A 13,827-nucleotide genomic window follows, 5' to 3' on the forward strand; every position below is an offset into this window, starting at 1 on the left:
TATAAACTTCATGAAAGAGGTAAATACCTTGTAAAAGTGGATAAATGGTATCCATCAAGTCAGTTGTGCAGTAATTGTGGTTACAGAAAGAAACTTTCTTTAGGCGAACGAATTTATCAGTGCAGTTTTGGAATACATATAGACCGTGATTATAATGCAGCTATTAATATAAAAAGGGAAGGTTTGCGTCTGTTGTATACCGAAGTATAAGCATTATCGACAGTAGGCAACCCTACACAGTAGGCTGGGAACCAGCCGAACTCAACGCTTGTGGACATTGTGTAAGACTTAGTAATACAACTGCTGTATTGCTAAGCAGTAGTGGTTGAAGCAAGAAGCCCCCACTTCTGTAAGTGGGGGTAGTTCACTGATATATGAAGAAAGTAATATAATATTGAGATTGAATAAAAAGAAAAAGGAGAGAAATTACAATGTATGATAAATTGACAGAAAGCGACATTGAAAAAATAAAAAAGGAAATAGAATATCGTAAACTTGTAGTTAGAAAAGAAGCAATCGAGGCTGTTAAGGAGGCAAGATCACATGGAGATTTGAGTGAAAATTTTGAATATCATGCTGCTAAGAAAGATAAAAATAAAAATGAGAGTAGGATTCGTTATTTGGAGCGAATGATTAAGACTGCCGAAGTAATTTCGGACAAATCCAATGAGGACGAGGTCGGATTAAATAATTGGGTTAAGGTTTATTTTATAGAAGATGATGAAATAGAAGAATATAAGATTGTAACAACAGTAAGAGGGGATTCGCTTAAAGGTCTTATTAGTATTGAATCGCCAATAGGAAAAGCAATTTTAGGACACAAAGTGGGGGAAACCGTTCATGTAAAGGTAAATGATCAATATGGGTATGATGTGAAAATATTAGAACTTGTTAAGAACACAGACGATTCGGAGGACAAAATTCGGAAGTTTTAACATTTTCTAATAGAAGGATAAAAATAGTATGGTAGTGAAAGGTTGAAGGTACAAATGAAAAAATATTTAGCAATGGGTGGTTTAGTAATTGTTACTGTAATATGGGGTGGTGGTTTTGTAGCGAGTGATATGGCACTTGACAGTTTTGGACCATTTCAGATTATGGCAATCCGATTTTTATTAGCTACTATATTAATGGGGATTATCAGCATAAAAGAATTAAAAAAAATCGAGAAAGAAGAATGGAAGGCAGGATTTTTTATGGGTTGTGCATTGTTTATTGGGTTTGCCCTTCAGATTATTGGTCTGCAATATACAACACCTTCTAAAAATGCTTTTTTAACAGCAACAAATGTGGTAATTGTTCCATTTATTTCTTTTGTGATTTATAGAAAAAAGGTAAACGTAAATGGCATTATAGGTGCGATTTTGGCAATCGTAGGAGTTGGAATTCTTTCATTGGAGAAAAATTTTTCACTGGGTATTGGAGATGGATTAACTTTAATCTGTGCTGTTGGGTTTGCATTTCAGATTTTTCTTACGAGTGAATATGTTGAAAAATACCGTGCAACTATTTTAAATTTTGTACAAATGCTTACTGCATTTGTATTATCATTTATTTGTATGATATTATCGGGGCAGACAAATTTTATAATAACAACTAGAGGTGTATTAAGTGTAATATATCTTGGAGTAGTTAGTACAACAATTACTTACTTAATACAAACTGCATGTCAGAAATATGTGGATGAAACAAAAGCAGCAATTATCCTTTCTTTGGAATCTGTATTTGGGACATTTTTTTCTATTCTGATACTTTCTGAACAGATTACTATGCGTATGGTGATAGGATGTATTTTAATTTTAACGGCTGTTATTATTTCAAATTTTTCTGGTGGGGCAGAGATAGAAGCCGATTGTGCAGAGTGAAGATAAAAAATATATATGAAAAGGAAAATATGGTGAGTTAAAATGAATAAAGAATTTTTAAATCAAATATTAAGTCAAATTTCAGTTTCCGGTTATGAGGAAAAAATACAACGTGTGATTATGGAACATATGGATGACTATGCTGACCGGATTGATACAGATGAAATTTGCGATACTATCTGCGTTATGAATCCAGATGAAAAAAATAAAATTTTATTTACAGCTCATGCGGATGAGATTGGACTGATGGTTACAAATATTACGGAATCCGGTGCATTACAAGTTACAAAAAGAGGTGGCATTATTCCTCATACCTATCCCGGACAGCAGGTTCAAGTTGTAGGAAAACACGGAATTATTTATGGCGTTGTAGAGGAAACTAGAGATTTGTATAAGAAAGATAATTTAAATGAAACGGATTTCTTTATTGATATCGGAACAGATTGTGAAGAAGAGAGTAAAAAGCTTTTAGAGCTTGGTGCACCAATTGTACTGGATACTCATATCCGTGAAATGCAAAATGGTCGTTTTACTGCCAGGGCATTAGATGACAGATTAGGTGTATTTATTATTATGGAGGCTTTTAAGGAGGCAAAAAGAAGAGGTTGTAAAAACAGTATTTATTGTGCGGCAACAGTGGGGGAAGAAACAACAAGAAATGGAGCATATTGGACTGGCAGCAGAATTGAACCGGATGTAGCCATTGTAGTTGATGTAACTTATACGAGTGATTCTCATGGGACAAAAGATGGTGATACCGGAAAAGTTAAGCTTGGAGGGGGACCGGTTCTTTGCAACAGTCCCATTGTTGTAAAGAAATATAATGAGCAATTAAAAAAATGTGCAGCAAAGGCAAATATTCCGATACAGATTGAGGCAACTAGTAACTATACTTATACCGATGCAGATAAAATTCATTTTGCCGGCAAAGGGATTCCTACTGCATTGGTATCAATTCCATTGAGATATATGCACTCACCGGCAGAAGTAGCTGATGAACGGGATGTTGAAGGGTGTATTCAATTACTTGCGGAGTTTATGCTAGAAATGGAAAAATAATAAAAAACTTTATTCAGACGATTAAGGGGAATAGATATTTTCACTAATAACATTGACAGTATAGAATTTACTATACTGTCAATATTAATTTTTGTTATGAACTTCTTCAAAACCAAGGTACCTTTTAAATAACTTTTTAAAATCAAATGTATTATACTAAATTGGATTCTTAATCACAATATCTTGTTTTATTTAGTAATATTTTGCCTGTTGCTTTCCCATTTACAAGGCAATCATCGTCTATCATAAGTTCTCCATTTACAAATACGTATTTCATACCGGTAGAATATACTTTTGGATTCTGATAAGTTGCAAAGGTATGTAGTTCCTCCAATCGGAAAACGTTAATATCTGCATCCATGCCTGCTTTTAATAATCCTTTATTAGAAAGCCCGTAAACGGAGGCTGGCAAAGAAGTGATTTTTTTAATTCCGTCTTCCAAAGAAAGAAGTTTTTCATCTCTAATATATTGGCTTAAATATTTTGTGTAAGTTCCATACATTCTAGGATGAGGGATACCCGTGTCAGGATAAACCGTATCTGATATAATAGAAGAGGAAGGAAATTTTATAATTGTTCGAATATCCTCTTCTGATACGATGAAATCTACCATTGAGATTTTACATTGTTCTTCAATTAGCAAATCGTAGACGCAGTCATAAGGATTTTTATTTTGAATCTTAGCAATAGCAGCGATAGATTTTCCGACATATTTTTGATTTTTTGCTGTTTGAACAGTTGAAATTATAATATTTTCAAATCCTACGCCGGAAACAAGATTTTCAAATTGAGTGGAAGGTTCTTTTAATATAGAAGTAAGCTTCTTGCGTTCTTTTTCTTCCTTCAGACGTCTTGTAATTTCAGAGAATCCACCTTCTAAATATTCCGGTGGAAGAATTTGAATCAGTTGTGTTGAACCGGCCGTATAAGGATATAAGTCACATGTAACATCAAGACCGTCTTCGCGCGCCTGCTCGATTTGATCTAATACTTCTCTTGTTTTATGTCCCCAGTTTCGTTTCCCAATACATTTTAAATGGCTGATATGTAGAGGAACATTTAATTGTTTGGCAATTTCTATAACTTCACGAATCGATTCACAAAAAATATCCCCTTCTCCCCTGATATGTGTAACAAGTGGGACGTGATACTGTTTCATTGGCTGTAACACTTTTACAAAATCATCAAGATTATAATTATATTCCGGTGCGTATACAATACCAAGGCTGACACCAAGTGCTCCCAAGGCAAGAGAAGAATCTAAGTAATTATGAACTTGCTTTAGTTCTTCCTTTGAAAGTTTTCCGGTTTCATAGCCCTTGACTGCGGCACGAACGGTACCATTTCCGATAAGCATACCAATATTAATTGGGATGGAAACTTGTTTTACAGCGTCGATGTAAGTTGAAAAATCATGAAAAGAAATTGTTGGCGGGAAAGAACCGGTAACAGGGAGAAGAAATTCTTTAATTTCTTTTTGGTAAGGCTTAGGACAAGGAATCACACTAAGACCACAGTTACCGTTGACAATAGTTGTTAGCCCTTGCCGTAGTTCCAGTTCCCCAAAATGAGGACGGAATAATGCCACATCTGCATGTCTGTGGATATCAATAAATCCAGGAGTTACATAATAACCATCTGCATTCCACTCTTTTTTTGCACACCCCTCTATATGAGGTGCAATAAGAGCAATTTTATCTTTGTTGATTGCGATATCTCCGATAAATCGATTCGAGCCATCTCCAGAGAGAATTGTACCTCCACGAATGATTTGGTCGAACATGATAATACGCTTCCTTTCTTTTTGTAATATAATTTAATCATAAACTGAAAAAAAATTAGTGTCAAACAAAAAAAGTTAGGTGATAAGTAAAAGTATATGAAACGAAAGTTTACATTTAACATATCACCTATTTCATGATAGAATATCAGTAAATTAAAATATGTGGAAAGGAATATGTGTTTATAAATAAACGCAGGTGAAAAGCATGAATCAATATTTAGATTATATTGTAGAGCAGACACAAAAGATATTAGCAATTGACAGTCCATCGGGATATACAAAAGAAGTAGTGGATTATGTGATGAAGGAATATGAGTCTTTAGGGTATAAGCCGATTAAGACAGTAAAAGGTGGAATTTTAGTAAGCCTTGGTGGAAATAATCAAAAAGATGGTGTGTTATTAGAGGCACATATGGATACATTGGGGGCAATGGTCGCGGAGATTAAAGAAAATGGAAGGCTTCGGCTGACTCCGGTTGGTGGAATGGAAGCAAATAATGCAGAGGCAGAGAATTGTCGTGTTATGACAAGGTTTGACGGAATTTATGAAGGAACATTTCAGCTTAATAATGCGTCTGTTCATGTAAACAAGGATTACAGGGACAAAAAAAGAGAATATAGTTCGATGGAAGTTGTGCTGGATGAGAAGGTATTTAATAAAGAAGACACAGAAAAATTAGGAATTCGAGTTGGAGATTTTGTATGTTTTGATCCACGTACAAAAGTTACAGAAAAAGGATTTATTAAGAGCAGATTTTTAGATGATAAATTAAGTGTTGGAATTTTACTTGGCTATGCAAAATATTTAAAAGAGGAAAAGATTGTACCTGATAGAGCCGTATATCAGCATATTACAGTATACGAAGAAGTTGGGCATGGTGGAGCTGCTTCTGTGCCGGATGGCGTGACCGAGGCGATATCCGTAGATATGGGTTGTGTAGGGGAAGGACTCCAATGTGATGAGTTTAAAGTATCAATTTGTGCAAAAGACAGCAGGGGACCTTATAACTATGATGTAGTGTCCAGCCTGGTGAAAGCCGCAGAAGAAAATAAACTGGACTATTCAGTTGATATCTATCCATTTTATGGTTCGGATGTTGATGCTACATTGTCAGCCGGATACGATATTAAGCATGGTCTGATTGGTGCAGGTGTATATGCTTCTCATGGTTATGAAAGAACACATAAGAATGGAGTTAATAATACGTTTTTATTATTGAAAGGTTACTTAGGATAAGTAGAGGTTTCTATGTTATTAGTTATTTTGCTGCATATTTTTACATTTGTTTAAAATGGCTAAGGAGGCTAGGTATGGGACATGTCATGGAACTAAACCATATTACAAAAGATTATGGATCGCAAAAAGGAGTATTTGGCCTTACTTTTTATGTAGATAACGGAGAGCAAATGATATTATTGCCGGAAAATCAGTCGCAGTGTTTGAATTTTTAATTTTGTATATGGCGGGGATTTTACTGTTTTTATGTGGAATTGCACGATTTGAGAGAAGAGATTTATCATTGTGAAAAAATGGTTAGAAAATAAAAAAATTTTCTCAAAAGCCCACATGTCCTTTTCAATCTTTTTTTTCTACTATATCCTATTCAAGGCAAATTGATAAGGATATAGTAGAAAAAGGAAAGGACAAAAGAAAATGGAACACAGTTTTTTTAGTAAGAATCAGTTATATTTTGTTTATAAAGTTGTATTAGCATTTGTGGGAATTTTGTTAGTCGGAACTGGAATTAGTTTAAATGCAATGGCAGGATTGGGAAATGACCCAATTACTATTTTTTATGATGGTATTAAACACTTAATGGGATTATCGGCGACACAGCTTGGTGTTGCTACGAATCTGGTAAATATTATACTTTTAGTTATTGTGTTTTTTATTGATAAACATTATGTAAATATTGGAACATTTATTTATATTCTTCCGCTTGGAACAATTATAGATAGTGTAGCAAAGGTTTTACACCATTTTCATTTATCAGAATCTTTATTTTCCCGCTCGCTGTTAGCAGCTTCAGGTTGTATGATTCTTGCAATGGGATTAGGCTTGTTTATTGCAATTGACATTGGAGTTGATCCGATTACAGGAGCTGTTTTGATTTTGAGAGATAAGACAAAAAAAGATTATAAAGTTGTGAAGATTAGTTTTGACTTTACTTGTGTTTTAATCGGAGCTTTATTGGGTGGAAAATTTGGTGTTGTAACTGTTTTAACTGCGATGACAACGGGAATACTTATATCTTATTTTTCAGGAGTTGCGAAAAAGCTTCTTGTAAAAGAAGAGGAAGATGTGAATCCGGTTATGGAATAAGGAAAGAAAATTACATATTTAAACTGAAAAAATATTAGAGCATGAAAGATTTTGAGATAATCACAATCTTTCATGCTTTTTTGTATACAACGAAAATATTACTATATACAACAAACTATTAAAAAAATATTTATTAGTATGATATAAAAAATAAATACAAAGAGTATAAAGGAGAACATGCAATATGAAAAAAATTTTCTTTAAGCGTGCTGTTGTGTTTCTACTTATTTTTTCTATCATGATGGGAATCTTTCCAGAGATGGTTACAGGAAAGCAGAAAGAAGATGACTTACAAAGGGAAAATATAGTAGAAACTGATAAAATCAATATCAATGAAACAGCGAATGAATCCGAGGAAGATATTGTTGCTTCAGGTGCTGCTATATCAAGCAGGACAAAGAGAGCGACTTCAGAGCAACTGCTTTTGAAAACTAGGGTTTATGTTTATGTAAAACCAGACAGTACAAATAGTCAGAATGGTATAATCAATGAGCATAAGTATTTTACAGTAGGGTATATTAGTTTAGATTTGCCAATTGCGGATTATAGCAAATATCCATCTGAAAATGGAGATAAAACATTAAGCGAATATAAGGATAGTATAGATGAAGCTCTGAAAAATCTTAAATATGAACACAATAAATGGTTAGAGAAATGCACAATTGATTGGTATACACTTCATGTTTCAGATGGAGCAGATCATTATGTAAGTTCAGGAAGCAGTGAATGGCATCTGGATGGAACTGTGAAAGCAGAAGAAATACCAGAAATTTACAATATAACGTATGATGCAAATGATGGAAGTAGAAAAACATATAATGACATTGATTCATACAAAAAAGGAGAAGAAGTTACTGTTAAAGGTAAGGATGAAGTCGGTTTTACGACACCTGAAAAAAAGAAATTTATTGGTTGGTCTATGGAAAAAGACGGTTCTGATAAATTATATCAACAGGGTGAAACGTTTGCTGTTGAAAAAAATGTTACTTTATATGCACAGTGGGAAACGATAAAGACAGCGAAAATCAAAGTTAAAGAAATTTATTTAGATGAAAGCAAAGAAAATAAGCAAACTGAAGTTATAAAAGAAGCAGAGGTTCTTGCGGGAGAAGATTATTCTATTAATTTTCAATATGAACATGATGGAAAAACAGACTGGGAAATTGATTCTAAAAAAGAAAAGGGCATTTGTGTAACTTCTTTAGACAATGCTTCTCAAAAAACAAAATATGACTTGAAGAAAGATGAAAAAGAAAAACCAGTTGGTCTTTCTTTTAAGACAATTGAGAATAAAGACATGTCTTATGAAGTAATTATACGATATAAACGTGCTGAACAAAAAACAGTAGAAACTAAAGTCTATGCTTATGTTAGACCAACAGGAATTGACAAAGAAAAAGAAGGAATTCTGAATGGACATAAATATTTTACAGTCGGACATATAACGGTTGATATGCCGGTTCCTGAATTTCACAAGGAAGCTTATTCACATAAAAATGGTAAAAAAACATTGGAACAATATGATGCCAGAGTGAAAGAGGCATTAAAAAATCTTAAATATGAGCATAATGCATGGTTAAAAGATTGTAATATAAACTGGTATTCCCTTCATGTTGATAATGGGGCGGATAATTATGTTCCTACTGGTAAACCGGCATGGCATTTAGATGGAGAAGTAAAAGTAAAAGATTTACCAAGCCTTTATAAAGTAACTTATGATGAAAATAACGAAAAAGCTGATAAAAATAAAATCTATGAGGATAGTAACTTATATGTAGAAAATCAAGATGTTACTATCATGGATAATAATAAAACTGGATTTCATGTAGATGGAAAGAAATTTCTTGGCTGGACTACAGATAAGAAAGGCAAAGGAAAATTATATCAGGCAGAAGAGAAGTTTGCGATAAAAGAGAATACGAGATTCTATGCAAAATGGGAAGAAGAAACGCCTGAAAAAGAAGAAAAGCCAGAGAAGCCTGAAACTCCGGAAAAACCAGCGACTCCAGAGAAGCCGGAAGAAACAATTCCAACTCCTGAGAAAAAAGACGATGGAGTACCAGATGTTAAAAAACCGGAACCAACAAGTCCGGTACAAATACCTGATTCCAAAACACCATTGACGGAAATGCCAAATCCGGGGAATGAAACAGTGAAAATACCAGACGAGAAAGTTCCATTGACGGAGGAACCAAAAACAGATATGGAAACAGTTGATATACCAGATGAAGAAGTACCATTGACAGAAAAACCAAAAACGGATTTGGAAACGGTAGAAATACCAGATGAGAAAGTGCCATTGGCAAAAACACCAGAAAAGAAATTGAAAACAGTTGACATACCAGAGGAAGAAGTACCATTAGCAAATAATATGAAGAAAAGATCACGGTTAAAAGATAAATCAGAAAGAGTGGAAAATGAAGAAGGATTCGTATCTGATGTAGCTAAAACTGGCGATAATATTATGATTTGGTTCTTGGGGACAATTATTTCTTTTCTTGGATTTGCCTTAATAGTTTGGAATGAAAAGAAAGCTAAGAAAGATTTTTAATTATATTATATGAGTATTTATAGTGGGAACTTAGATAGATAAGTTCCCACTTTTTGAGATATGATAGGAGATAATGGGTATGAATGTATTTATTGCAAGACAGGCAATTTTTAATAAAAAAAGAGAAGTTGTTGGATATGAATTGTTATACCGAAGTTCTGAAAAAAATATGTATGCAGCTTCAGTTTCTGGTGATAAAGCGACAAAACAGGTTTTATCAAATGCAATTGTGTCGTTTGGAATTACGAATTTAACAGATGCTAAAAAAGCATACATAAATTTTACAGAAAACCTTTTATTAAATGATTTTGTACTTTTAGCAAATCCATCAGAAATTATAATAGAAATCCTGGAAAATATCAAAATAACGGAACCTATTGTTGAGAAGCTAAGCGAACTTAAAAAAAGGGGATATACCTTGGCATTGGATGATTATGTAGGAGGAGATGAGTTAGACAAGCTTCTTCCAATTATAGATATTATAAAGGTAGATTTTATGCAGACCAGTATAGAACAGCAGAAAAAACTTGCACATGGCTTAAAGAAAAGTGATGTGATTTTGTTAGCTGAAAAAGTAGAAACAATGGAAGAATTTGAAAGAGCATCAGAATTAGGATATGAACTATTTCAAGGTTATTTTTTCCGTAAACCGGTTGTAGTTTCAAAGATACAACAAAAATTTTCAATGACTACCTTTAATAAATTGGTAGAACAGGTACGAAAAAAAGAAGTGAATTTTAAAATTTGTAGTGAAATTATATGTTCTGATGTTGTCTTGATGGATTTTTTTATGAGGAGAGCTAATATATTACAATATTATCGAGGAAATGTGATAAAATCAATCCAACAGTTTCTTGTTAAGATGGGAGAAAATGAGCTGAGAAGATTAATCTTTCTTATCATGATAAAAGAAGATAATATGTTCATTTCAGATGAAGCTATAAAAGAAGCATATCTGAGAGGATTATTTATGGCAGAACTAATAAAAAAATCAGTCACAAAGGAAAGTGAATGTGAAGGGTTTATCATTGGAATGTTTAGCCATTTACCTAAAATTACCGGTGAAAGTATGGAAAGTATTCTTGATAAAATTACACTTTCAACAAAGTGTGTTGAAACTTTACTGAAAAAAAAGGAAAATGAATATAGTAAGTTTTTAAAAATTGTTGACATGTATGAAAATGGAAATGAAATACAAAATTTGAATGAATCAGACGATTTCATTTCAAAAGAAGCAATAGTAGATATATATATGAAGTGTATACAAAAGGCGGATTGGGCATTTTCGATATTTTGTTAAATTGGAGTAAAACTAGTCAGGACTGCCTGAACAATTAGTCGTTTCTGGTAACCATTTCCCGTACAAGTAGAAAGTGTAAGAAATTTATCCGTAGTAGACAGATTTTTTGAAGTTTTCATTTGGTATTCAGCTTGCTGAAGTGTATAATCGATAAATTTCTGTTTATTTTCTTTCACATTGAAAGAATAGTGATAAGAGAAGCCATCGGTACTGCCTTCATAAGCGGAATAGATTGTATATAGGTAAACACCAGCAGGAGTTGAAATATAAACGTATGGATGACTCTTGCCATAAGAAGCATCCAGATAATATTTTAAAGGAGCAAACATAGAACCGTTTTTCATTCGATGTCCATAGATAATAGTATTATAGTTGGATAGATCAGAGGAAAGATGGTAGTCTATAAAAATAGATCCAACATTGCCAGGTTCTTTATTATACATATGTTTCAAATAATAATTGTTATCTGTACCCTGTAAAAGAGGGTAAGAAATATCTGTATCAGGAATCATAATCCATCCGATGATATCTGAGTTAATCTTTTGCAGGGAAGTAAAATTAAGTGTTTTTAAATAATCTATATGAGAATCAGTAGAAAGGTCTGAATTATCAGACTGGGAAATATTGAAATCTTTTATTCCGCTAATTTCTTCTGCTTTTTTGTAAATGGTTGCTCCGTTTTTATAATCGAGGATAGAGTTAATTATTTTGTAAAAACTAACTACTAAGAGTACGGTTAAAATTAAAAGTACCAATTTACGAGAAAAATTCTTCATATGTTGTATTCTCCTTTGGAAATATAACTATAAAAAGTATAACATAAGAAAGAGTAAAACGCAATTTTTAGAATATTCTTTTCATGTTTTTACAAAGATGTTATAATACAAGGAAATAGCGGATAATGTTTGTTGGATGTGATAGAAATGAAGGAAGATATCAGAAAAAGGAGAGATGTAATATGAAAAAAAGAAGAATAGCAGTTATTCTGACAGTCTGTCTGCTGGCAGGATTGAACAGCAATAACAAAGATGCGGCAAAGGAAATTGAAAATAAAATAGTTAGTAGTAAAACACAGAAAAGGGTTGCAGTAGAAAAAAACAAAAAATGCCTTATTGATTATTCTGATGTATCTTCTGGACGTATAGCAGTAAAATATACAGAGAAAACAACAAAAAGGATTAAGGCTCAGGTAACAGGACCGGACAAGGTGGTTTATACATATGATATAAAAGCTGGGAGAAATGAAGTGTTTCCACTTACTGCCGGTAATGGAGAATATACGGTGGGGGTATATCAGAATGTAAAAGGAAGTTCATATTCGCTTGTACTTTCGACAAAAATAAAAGCAAAACTGAAAAGTGAATTTGCACCATTTCTTTTAAGTAATCAGTATGTAAATTATAATAGCAAAACAAAAGTTGTTGCAAAGGCTGCTTCTCTGACAAAAGGAATAAAAGATCCTTTGAAAAAGGTGAAAACGATTTACAATTATGTAGTAAAAAATTATAGCTATGATAAGAAAAAAGCGAAGACGGTACAGGCTGGATATTTACCTGATTTGGATAAAATTTATAAAAGCAAAAAAGGGATTTGTTTTGATTACGCCGCTACAATGACAGCAATGTTACGAAGTCAGAAAATTCCGTCTAAGCTTGTTGTTGGATATGCAGGAAATGTTTATCATGCATGGGTTAGCGTATACACAAAAGAACATGGATGGGTAGATGGAGTTATTTATTTTGATGGTGTAAACTGGAAACTCATGGATCCAACCTTTGCATCTACGGGAAATGCAAGTAAAGAAGTTATGTCGTATATAAAAAATGCAAAAAATTATAAACAAAAGTATATCTATTAGTTTGATAATAGATTAAAAATAGGAGAAAAGAATGGTTACAAATGAGTTTATTTCATATTTCTGCTTTGAGATGTCCCTATTATTCCATGCAGGTATCACAGCAGAAGATGCATTATATTTGATAGCAAAAAATAAAAAAAGTAAAGATGCAGAAGAAGTTTTAGAAATGCTTATAAAAAATATAGAAGAAAGTATGTCATTATCTGAAGCAATGCGAAAAACTCTGGAGTTTCCGGACTATGTATGCGATATGGTTGAAACGGGAGAAAAAACCGGTCGTACGGAACAAGCCTTTCGCTCATTGGCAGAGCACTATGATGAGAGAGTGAAACTGGGAAAACAAATAAAAAATGCGTTATTATATCCCTCTCTTTTACTAGTTTTAATGATAGGTATTATTTTACTTTTGCTGGTAAAAGTCCTTCCAGTATTTGATAAAGTATATTCGCAGTTAGGAGAAAAAATGAAAGGAAGTGCAGCAGTACTGCTGTCAATCGGTGAAAAATTGAATCAGTGTCTTCCGTTTATTTGTATATGTTTAGGAATAGCGGTATTCTTAATTGCATTAATAATAAAACTACCTTATTTTCGGGAAAAATGTATATGTTTTTATAATAGGACTTTGGGAAATTACGGAATTGGGAAAAAAATTAGAACAGCCAGATTGGCTCAGACGATGGCTATGGGAATGTTGAGTGGTCTACATACAGAGGAAGCGTTCGGGTTGGCAGCAATGCATTACAGAGATGTAAAACATGCAGAAAAATCATATGAACAATGTCGTGGTCTTTTAGAAGAAGGAATAGAACTGCCAGAGGCAATGAAAGAAACCTGTCTTATGGATGAGTTTTATTGTAATATTTTAGAGTTGGGGATAAAAAGTGGGTCTACAGATGCTGCAATTCTGGAAATTGCAAAACGGCTTGACGAAGAGGTTCAAGATAGTATCTATCAAAAAGTAGGGAAAATTGAGCCAACAATTGTAATTATAGCCTCTGTTCTTGTAGGAATGATTTTATTAGTAGTCATGCTTCCTTTACTTAATATTATGTCATCCATTGGTTAGGTGAGAAATTAATTGGAAATGG

Annotated in this window: 13 protein-coding genes; 11 read left to right on the plus strand and 2 right to left on the minus strand. The window is 33.1% G+C overall.

Annotated features, from left to right (window positions below):
• The 4 genes from FYJ58_RS12675 to FYJ58_RS12690 all read left to right on the plus strand — a co-directional run.
• On the plus strand, positions 1-210 hold a 210-nt coding region (locus FYJ58_RS12675), incomplete at its 5' end, for a zinc ribbon domain-containing protein (RefSeq protein ID WP_154520092.1).
• A 221-nt stretch (positions 211-431) separates the two neighbouring features.
• Positions 432-935 carry a transcription elongation factor GreA gene (gene greA, locus FYJ58_RS12680; RefSeq protein ID WP_154520093.1) on the plus strand — a complete coding sequence of 168 codons (504 nt, stop codon included), beginning with the start codon at positions 432-434 and terminating at the stop codon, positions 933-935.
• A gap of 54 nt (positions 936-989) precedes the next feature.
• Complete coding sequence (locus tag FYJ58_RS12685; protein ID WP_154520094.1) at positions 990-1,865, plus strand: DMT family transporter; 876 nt, start codon at positions 990-992, stop codon at positions 1,863-1,865.
• Positions 1,866-1,907: 42 nt separating this feature from the next.
• Complete coding sequence (locus FYJ58_RS12690; RefSeq protein WP_154520095.1) at positions 1,908-2,924, plus strand: M20/M25/M40 family metallo-hydrolase; 1,017 nt, start codon at positions 1,908-1,910, stop codon at positions 2,922-2,924.
• 169 nt (positions 2,925-3,093) lie between these two features.
• Here FYJ58_RS12690 and FYJ58_RS12695 read toward each other — a convergent pair whose 3' ends face one another.
• The gene (locus FYJ58_RS12695; RefSeq protein WP_154520096.1) at positions 3,094-4,707 is read right to left on the minus strand and encodes an N-acyl-D-amino-acid deacylase family protein; all 1,614 of its coding nucleotides are present in this window, start codon (positions 4,705-4,707) and stop codon (positions 3,094-3,096) included.
• 205 nt (positions 4,708-4,912) lie between these two features.
• Between FYJ58_RS12695 and FYJ58_RS12700 the strand changes: the two genes are divergently transcribed.
• The 5 genes from FYJ58_RS12700 (at position 4,913) to FYJ58_RS12720 (ending at position 10,881) form a co-directional block, all read left to right on the plus strand.
• The gene (locus FYJ58_RS12700; protein ID WP_154520097.1) at positions 4,913-5,944 is read left to right on the plus strand and encodes a M42 family metallopeptidase; all 1,032 of its coding nucleotides are present in this window, start codon (positions 4,913-4,915) and stop codon (positions 5,942-5,944) included.
• Between the two features lie 74 nt (positions 5,945-6,018).
• Positions 6,019-6,159, plus strand: coding sequence for a hypothetical protein (locus FYJ58_RS12705; protein WP_154520098.1), 141 nt, complete (start codon positions 6,019-6,021; stop codon positions 6,157-6,159).
• A 202-nt stretch (positions 6,160-6,361) separates the two neighbouring features.
• Entirely contained in the window at positions 6,362-7,030 is a 669-nt protein-coding gene (locus FYJ58_RS12710; protein ID WP_154520099.1) for a YczE/YyaS/YitT family protein, read from the plus strand.
• Positions 7,031-7,214: 184 nt separating this feature from the next.
• Complete coding sequence (locus FYJ58_RS12715; protein ID WP_154520100.1) at positions 7,215-9,581, plus strand: InlB B-repeat-containing protein; 2,367 nt, start codon at positions 7,215-7,217, stop codon at positions 9,579-9,581.
• Between the two features lie 79 nt (positions 9,582-9,660).
• The gene (locus FYJ58_RS12720; protein ID WP_205839257.1) at positions 9,661-10,881 is read left to right on the plus strand and encodes an EAL and HDOD domain-containing protein; all 1,221 of its coding nucleotides are present in this window, start codon (positions 9,661-9,663) and stop codon (positions 10,879-10,881) included.
• Here FYJ58_RS12720 and srtB read toward each other — a convergent pair.
• Complete coding sequence (srtB, locus tag FYJ58_RS12725; RefSeq protein ID WP_154520102.1) at positions 10,878-11,657, minus strand: class B sortase; 780 nt, start codon at positions 11,655-11,657, stop codon at positions 10,878-10,880. The two genes, FYJ58_RS12720 and srtB, sit on opposite strands and share 4 nt — an antisense overlap.
• A gap of 182 nt (positions 11,658-11,839) precedes the next feature.
• Here srtB and FYJ58_RS12730 point away from each other — a divergent pair, with 182 nt between their 5' ends.
• Together FYJ58_RS12730 and FYJ58_RS12735 are read left to right on the plus strand one after the other, a co-directional pair.
• Positions 11,840-12,739 carry a transglutaminase-like domain-containing protein gene (locus FYJ58_RS12730; RefSeq protein ID WP_205839258.1) on the plus strand — a complete coding sequence of 300 codons (900 nt, stop codon included), beginning with the start codon at positions 11,840-11,842 and terminating at the stop codon, positions 12,737-12,739.
• Positions 12,740-12,770: 31 nt separating this feature from the next.
• Positions 12,771-13,805, plus strand: coding sequence for a type II secretion system F family protein (locus FYJ58_RS12735; RefSeq protein WP_154520104.1), 1,035 nt, complete (start codon positions 12,771-12,773; stop codon positions 13,803-13,805).
• The last annotated feature ends 22 nt before the right edge of the window (positions 13,806-13,827 follow it).

This window comes from Velocimicrobium porci (genome assembly GCF_009696045.1).
Classification (GTDB): domain Bacteria; phylum Bacillota; class Clostridia; order Lachnospirales; family Lachnospiraceae; genus Velocimicrobium; species Velocimicrobium porci.

Excerpts from the sequence above, each read along its gene's own strand:
- FYJ58_RS12685 (WP_154520094.1), top strand. The coding sequence starts at position 990 with ATGAAAAAATATTTAGCAATGGGTGGTTTAGTAATTGTTACTGTAATA.
- FYJ58_RS12735 (WP_154520104.1), top strand. The coding sequence starts at position 12,771 with ATGGTTACAAATGAGTTTATTTCATATTTCTGCTTTGAGATGTCCCTA.
- FYJ58_RS12730 (WP_205839258.1), top strand. The coding sequence starts at position 11,840 with ATGAAAAAAAGAAGAATAGCAGTTATTCTGACAGTCTGTCTGCTGGCA.
- greA (WP_154520093.1), top strand. The coding sequence starts at position 432 with ATGTATGATAAATTGACAGAAAGCGACATTGAAAAAATAAAAAAGGAA.
- FYJ58_RS12690 (WP_154520095.1), top strand. The coding sequence starts at position 1,908 with ATGAATAAAGAATTTTTAAATCAAATATTAAGTCAAATTTCAGTTTCC.
- FYJ58_RS12700 (WP_154520097.1), top strand. The coding sequence starts at position 4,913 with ATGAATCAATATTTAGATTATATTGTAGAGCAGACACAAAAGATATTA.
- srtB (WP_154520102.1), bottom strand. The coding sequence starts at position 11,657 with ATGAAGAATTTTTCTCGTAAATTGGTACTTTTAATTTTAACCGTACTC.
- FYJ58_RS12705 (WP_154520098.1), top strand. The coding sequence starts at position 6,019 with ATGGGACATGTCATGGAACTAAACCATATTACAAAAGATTATGGATCG.
- FYJ58_RS12715 (WP_154520100.1), top strand. The coding sequence starts at position 7,215 with ATGAAAAAAATTTTCTTTAAGCGTGCTGTTGTGTTTCTACTTATTTTT.
- FYJ58_RS12710 (WP_154520099.1), top strand. The coding sequence starts at position 6,362 with ATGGAACACAGTTTTTTTAGTAAGAATCAGTTATATTTTGTTTATAAA.
- FYJ58_RS12720 (WP_205839257.1), top strand. The coding sequence starts at position 9,661 with ATGAATGTATTTATTGCAAGACAGGCAATTTTTAATAAAAAAAGAGAA.
- FYJ58_RS12695 (WP_154520096.1), bottom strand. The coding sequence starts at position 4,707 with ATGTTCGACCAAATCATTCGTGGAGGTACAATTCTCTCTGGAGATGGC.